Origin of the sequence: Allobosea sp. (genome assembly GCF_048595345.1) — a bacterium.
Taxonomy (GTDB): domain Bacteria; phylum Pseudomonadota; class Alphaproteobacteria; order Rhizobiales; family Beijerinckiaceae; genus Allobosea.
In genome coordinates, this window is the sequence record NZ_JBMDWH010000168.1 from 1 (window position 1) to 5,051 (window position 5,051).

At 67.8% G+C, this 5,051-nt stretch carries 6 protein-coding genes; 2 read left to right on the forward strand and 4 right to left on the reverse strand.

Features of this window, described 5'->3' with window-relative positions:
* Both ACOJTB_RS15300 and ACOJTB_RS15305 read left to right on the forward strand, forming a co-directional pair.
* Window positions 1-694 (forward strand): PLP-dependent aminotransferase family protein (locus ACOJTB_RS15300; protein ID WP_465248409.1); only part of this gene is annotated, 694 nt, incomplete at its 5' end.
* A gap of 270 nt (window positions 695-964) precedes the next feature.
* The gene (locus ACOJTB_RS15305; RefSeq protein WP_420103386.1) at window positions 965-2,209 is read left to right on the forward strand and encodes a L,D-transpeptidase family protein; all 1,245 of its coding nucleotides are present in this window, start codon (window positions 965-967) and stop codon (window positions 2,207-2,209) included.
* A gap of 213 nt (window positions 2,210-2,422) precedes the next feature.
* On the opposite strand, the gene ACOJTB_RS15310 is transcribed toward ACOJTB_RS15305, so the two are convergent.
* The 4 genes from ACOJTB_RS15310 to ACOJTB_RS15325 form a co-directional block, all read right to left on the reverse strand.
* Window positions 2,423-3,232, reverse strand: coding sequence for a dienelactone hydrolase family protein (locus ACOJTB_RS15310; RefSeq protein ID WP_420103387.1), 810 nt, complete (start codon window positions 3,230-3,232; stop codon window positions 2,423-2,425).
* 453 nt (window positions 3,233-3,685) lie between these two features.
* Window positions 3,686-4,162: a F0F1 ATP synthase subunit B family protein gene (locus ACOJTB_RS15315; RefSeq protein ID WP_420103388.1), complete on the reverse strand. Its 477-nt coding sequence runs from the start codon at window positions 4,160-4,162 to the stop codon at window positions 3,686-3,688.
* Window positions 4,163-4,173: 11 nt separating this feature from the next.
* Window positions 4,174-4,785, reverse strand: a complete 612-nt coding sequence (locus ACOJTB_RS15320; RefSeq protein WP_420103389.1) for a F0F1 ATP synthase subunit B family protein — start codon at window positions 4,783-4,785, stop codon at window positions 4,174-4,176.
* A 103-nt stretch (window positions 4,786-4,888) separates the two neighbouring features.
* A partial coding sequence (locus ACOJTB_RS15325; protein ID WP_420103390.1) for an ATP synthase subunit c family protein occupies window positions 4,889-5,051 on the reverse strand: 163 nt, incomplete at its 5' end.

Genomic DNA, 5,051 nt, shown 5'->3' on the forward strand with positions numbered 1-5,051 from the left:
TAAGACCTTCTCGACGCCCCATGGCGGCGGCGGGCCCGGCGCCGGGCCGGTCGTGCTGTCGGAGCGACTGGCGCCCTTCGCGCCGGTGCCTTTCATCCATGTCGAGAACGGCGAGCCGCAGCTGATCGAGACGCGCGAGGAAGCGCCGGCCGACAACCAGCCCTTCGGCCGCATGACCGCCTTCCACGGCCAGATGGGCATGTATGTCCGCGCCCTCGCTTACATGCTGAGTCACGGTTCGGACGGCATGAAGCAGGCTTCCGAGGACGCGGTGCTGAATGCCAACTACATCCGCGCCGGCCTCCAGGACCTGATGTCGCTGCCCTTCCCGGACCATCCCTCGATGCACGAGGCGCTGTTCGACGATGACTGGCTGAAGGGCACCGGCGTCTCGACGCTCGACTTCGCCAAGGCGATGATCGACGAAGGCTACCACCCGATGACGGTGTATTTCCCGCTCGTCGTTCATGGCGCGATGCTGATCGAGCCGACCGAGTCGGAATCGAAGGCTTCGCTGGACCTGTTTGTCGCAACGCTGCGCGATCTCGCCATGGCCGCCAGGGGCAACGACAAGGAGCGCTTCACCGGCGCCCCGCATCACGCCCCGATGCGCCGCCTCGATGAGACCCGGGCGGCCCGCCAGCCGGTGCTGAAATGGACGGCACCTGCTCCGCTGAAGGAAGCGGCGGAGTAAGCACCTGTCATTGCGAGGTGGCCCGAAGGGCTAACCCGGAACACACGACCGGGAGCCCGATAGGTAAGCTTGTCGTGGCACCCCGTCATGGGTTCCGGGTTCGTCGCTCCGCGAAGCCCCGGAATGACAAGCGATGCGGACATCTCCGATCATCCCGCTGACTCCCGGCGTCAGCATGATGAAGCACCGACGCATCCGCTTAAGCATTCCTTGACCATGTGTGCCGAATGATCCCCGTCGTGCCGCCTTGCGCGGCTCGGGGGTTGTTCGATGTTCCTGCGTAACGCCATCCTCGCGACGGCGGCTTTGGCCGCCCTCTCGGCGTCGCCCCTGCGCGCCAACGAGCCGAGCTATGGCCCCAACACCTATGACCGCACGCTCGAGGCGCTGATCGCGCATGAGGACATCGCCGCCAAGGGCGGCTGGCCCAAGGTTCCCGCCGGCGCCGCGGCGCTGAAGCCCGATTCCAGCGGCCCCGACGTGGTTGCGCTCAAGCAGCGCCTCGCCGCCAGTGGGGATCTGCCGGCCGAGGCGATGCCGGGAGATGTCTACGATGCGGCGGTCGTGGAGGCGGTGAAGCGCTTTCAGCGCCGCCACGGCCTGTCCGATCTGGGCACGGTCGGGCGCCTGACGCTGAAGGCGATGAACGCCCCGGTCGAGATGCGCCTGAACCAGCTCACCGCCACGCTGGAACGGCTGAAGGGCAACGGCTTCAACTTCGCCCATCGCTATGTCGTCGTGAACATCCCCGGCGCCAGTGTCGAGGCAGTGGAGGACGGGCAGGTGAAGGAGCGCCATCTGGCGATCGTCGGCCGGCCGGACCGGCCCTCGCCGGTGATCCAGGCGAGCATCACCTCGGTCAACCTCAATCCCTATTGGACGGTGCCGATGTCGATCGTGAAGGCCGACATCATCCCGCATATGCGCAAGGATCCGGGCTTCGTCGCCAAGTCGAACATGAAGCTGCTCGGCGCCGAGAACAAGGAGATCGAACCTGCCAGCGTCAATTGGGCGACGCTGAAGAACCCCTATTTCTATGTGCGGCAGGAGCCTGGGCCGACCAACTCGCTCGGCCAGCTCAAGATCGACATGCCCAACAGCGAGGCGGTCTATATGCACGACACGCCGAAGAAGACGCTGTTCAAGAACGACATCCGCTTCAACTCCTCGGGCTGCGCCCGCATCGAGGGTGTGCGCGAACTCGCCGCCTGGCTGCTGGAAGGCACCGAATGGACGGTGCCGGCCATCGATGCCGAGATCGCCAAGAACGAGCGCAAGAACATCCCGCTGAAGAAGCCGGTGCCGGTCGCCTGGGTCTACCTCACCGCTTGGCAGGGCGCGGACGGCCAGGTGCAATTCCGCGACGACATTTATGGGCTCGACACGCCGCAAGGCATCGTCACCTCGACGATCCAGGCGCGCAAGCCGAAGCCGAAGGCGGCCGCCATGCCGCCGGCCCGGCCGGTGAACACCGCGGGCGAGGGGCCGGCGCCCGGCACGACCCTGCGGAACTGAAGGGAACGGGACGGGCGAAGGGGGCGGGCAGGCCTGACTGTCTTCGAGGCTGAGCAGTCTGGACAGCCGTGATTGCGAGCCCTCGGGTCTTGCCGGCGGCAAGCCCAATGGCTCCGCGAAGCAATCCAGGGGTGGCAGCGCTTTACGTCTCCCTGGCTTGCTTCGTCGCTGCACTCCCCCGCAATGACGGGCCCGCCGGCCCGGACTGACCCATCAAGGGCTCTTCAAAATCCCCATCACCGCCTCGATCGCCTGCGCCCGGGCCGCCGGGTCGCTGCCGATCGTGACCAGCCCGTCCGGCCGCTGCGAGAAGGCGGCCTGGCGCTCGCGGAGCCTGAGGTTCGGATGGTCGAAATCGTGATAGGCGCCGGGATAGCCGACGAAGCGCAAGCCGCTGCGCTGTGCCAGCTCCTGACAAGGGGCGGCGGGCGTCCAGTCATCCGCCAAGCCCTGAAAGATCGCGGTATCGGTGTGCGGTCGCCACTCCCGCTTCAGCAATGGCGAGCAGCCGGGATAGAAGGCGATGACATGGCGCAGCCGTGAAGCCTCGCGCTCTCCGGCGACACGCAGCGCCGTCGAGCCGCCATTCGACCAGCCGATGACGCTGACGCGCTTGGGATCGGCGAAGCTCTGTCCCGACAGCCAGTCCAGCGCCGCGAAGGCATCGCGGGCGCGGCCGGCCGGTGTCAGGGCCCGCTCGCGATCGTTGCACAGGGATTTGATCCCACGGGGGCCGAAGCTGTCGAGCAGCAGCACCGCGATGCCGGCTGTGTTCAACCGCTGCGACCAGTCCGCCTCCCGCGCGCCGATCTCGCCCGAGCGGTTGTAGAGCCCGGCGCAGCCATGCAGGCCGATCACCACGGGGGAGGGGCCGGTGGCAGCGGGCAGGGCGAGCCAGCCTGTCAGCGCGACGCCGTCCCGCGAGGGGATCGAGACCTTGTCGAAAGCTTGGGCGGGGAGCGCCATGGCGAGGCCCAGCAATCCGATGAACCAATGGATGCGGCGGGAGATGCAGCCTGCCATGAGATTCGCCTGTCAATGCGTTACGGGGCGTCCCGGGCGACCCTGAACCCTCGCGCGTCCCCTCGGACGCGATCACGGTGGTCCGGCATCTTGCTAAAGCATGCTGAGTTTTCGCGGAACCACTCCGTCATCCCGGGCTTGCCCTGGGATCCATCGAAGGGCATCGGGGCTCGACGATGGATCCCGGAGCGGCGCTGCTTCGCAGCTCGTCCGGGATGACGTCGTGGCTCCGTGCGATATCAGCACGTGCTGCGGCGCTTGTCTTTGTGCCGATCGATCGGACCCGAGGGCAGCTCGTCCGGGACGATCACCACCTCTCAGCTTATCCACGACGACGCCATCCGCAACGAATACCGGTGACCTCGGCTGAGAGCAGCCAGGCTTCGAAAAGCCCGGCAAACAAAAACGCCGCCCCAAAGGAGCGGCGTTGGATTGCTTGCGATACGTGTGGGCTCAGTTGAGCTTGGCGCGAACCTCGGCGAGACCGGAGGCGAAGGCGGCATCGCCGGCGCCGCCGGCCATCTGGCCGCGCAGGATGGCCTCGGCGGCCTTGGTCGCGGCATCCGCCGCGGCGGCGCGCACCTCGGCCTCGGCCTGGCTCTCGGCCTGGGCGATCTTCTCCTCCGCCGACTTGGTGCGGCGGGCGACGAAGTCGGCGAGCTTGGCTTCGGCCTCCGCGGCGAGGCGCTTGGCTTCCTCATTCGCGGAAGCGACGATCTCGGCCGCCTCGGCCTCGGCGGCCTTGCGCTTGGCATCGTATTCCGCCAGCAGCTTCTCGGCTTCCTGACGCAGGCGGCGGGCTTCCGCCAGCTCCTGCGCGACGCGTTCGCCGCGGGCGTCGAGCGCCTTCACGATCGCCTTCGGCACGCCGAACTTGACCAGAACCGCAAGGAAGATGACGAGGGCGACGCCGACCCAAAAGGTATCCATGAGGCCTCTCCTCAGCCGCGGGTGAGGGCCTGGTCGACCGCAGCCGAGGCTTCGGCCGCCGTCGGCGCCTGGCCGGTGAGCTTGGTGACGATCGCCACGGCGATGTCGGTGCCGAGGTCGCGGACATTCCTCATCGCCGCATCCTTGGTCTGGGCGATGGTCGCCTCGGCCGCCGCGAGCTTGGCGGCGAGATCGGCTTCGGTGGCGTGACGCTGGGCGTCGCTCGCCTTGGCGCCGGCCTCGCGGGCTTGCTGGGCGATGCCCTGGGCATTCTTGCGGGCTTCGGCGAGGGCCCTCTCGTAGGCCTGCGCCATCTCCTCGGCCTTCGCCTGCATGGCGTTGGCCTGGTCGAGGTCGCCGCTGATCTTGGCCGAGCGCTCTTCCAGGATCTCGCCGACGCGCGGCAGCGCCACGGTCGACATCAGCCAGTAGAGGGCGGCGAAGGTGATCGCGAGCCAGAACAGATTGCTGGCGAAATGGGAGGGGTCAAAGGGCGGGAAGGACGAGCCCTCGCCGCTCTCGCCGTGAGGGGCAGCCTGCGCCGCGCCAGCCACCAGAACGGCGAAGCAGGCCAGCGCGAACGCCCGACCGTGTCGCACGAGCTCTGAAGAACGAACCGGCATGGGGTGCCTTTCAGCGCGGAAGATCGGAAAGGAGCCGCGCCCGCCGTTCCGAACCGGCCGGCGCGCGCGACTTGGGTAGCAGGTGGAAAGACGCTCGAAAGCGTCAGACCACGAACAGCAGAACCAGCGCCACGACGAACGCGAAGATGCCCAGACCTTCGGCGAGCGCCGCGCCGATGAAGGCGCGCGGGAACTGGCCGTCGGCGGCCGAGGGGTTGCGCAGGGCGCCGGAGAGGAAGTTGCCGAAGATGGTGCCGACGCCGATG

Excerpts from the sequence above, each read along its gene's own strand:
- ACOJTB_RS15305 (WP_420103386.1), top strand. The coding sequence starts at position 965 with ATGTTCCTGCGTAACGCCATCCTCGCGACGGCGGCTTTGGCCGCCCTC.
- ACOJTB_RS15310 (WP_420103387.1), bottom strand. The coding sequence starts at position 3,232 with ATGGCAGGCTGCATCTCCCGCCGCATCCATTGGTTCATCGGATTGCTG.
- ACOJTB_RS15315 (WP_420103388.1), bottom strand. The coding sequence starts at position 4,162 with ATGGATACCTTTTGGGTCGGCGTCGCCCTCGTCATCTTCCTTGCGGTT.
- ACOJTB_RS15320 (WP_420103389.1), bottom strand. The coding sequence starts at position 4,785 with ATGCCGGTTCGTTCTTCAGAGCTCGTGCGACACGGTCGGGCGTTCGCG.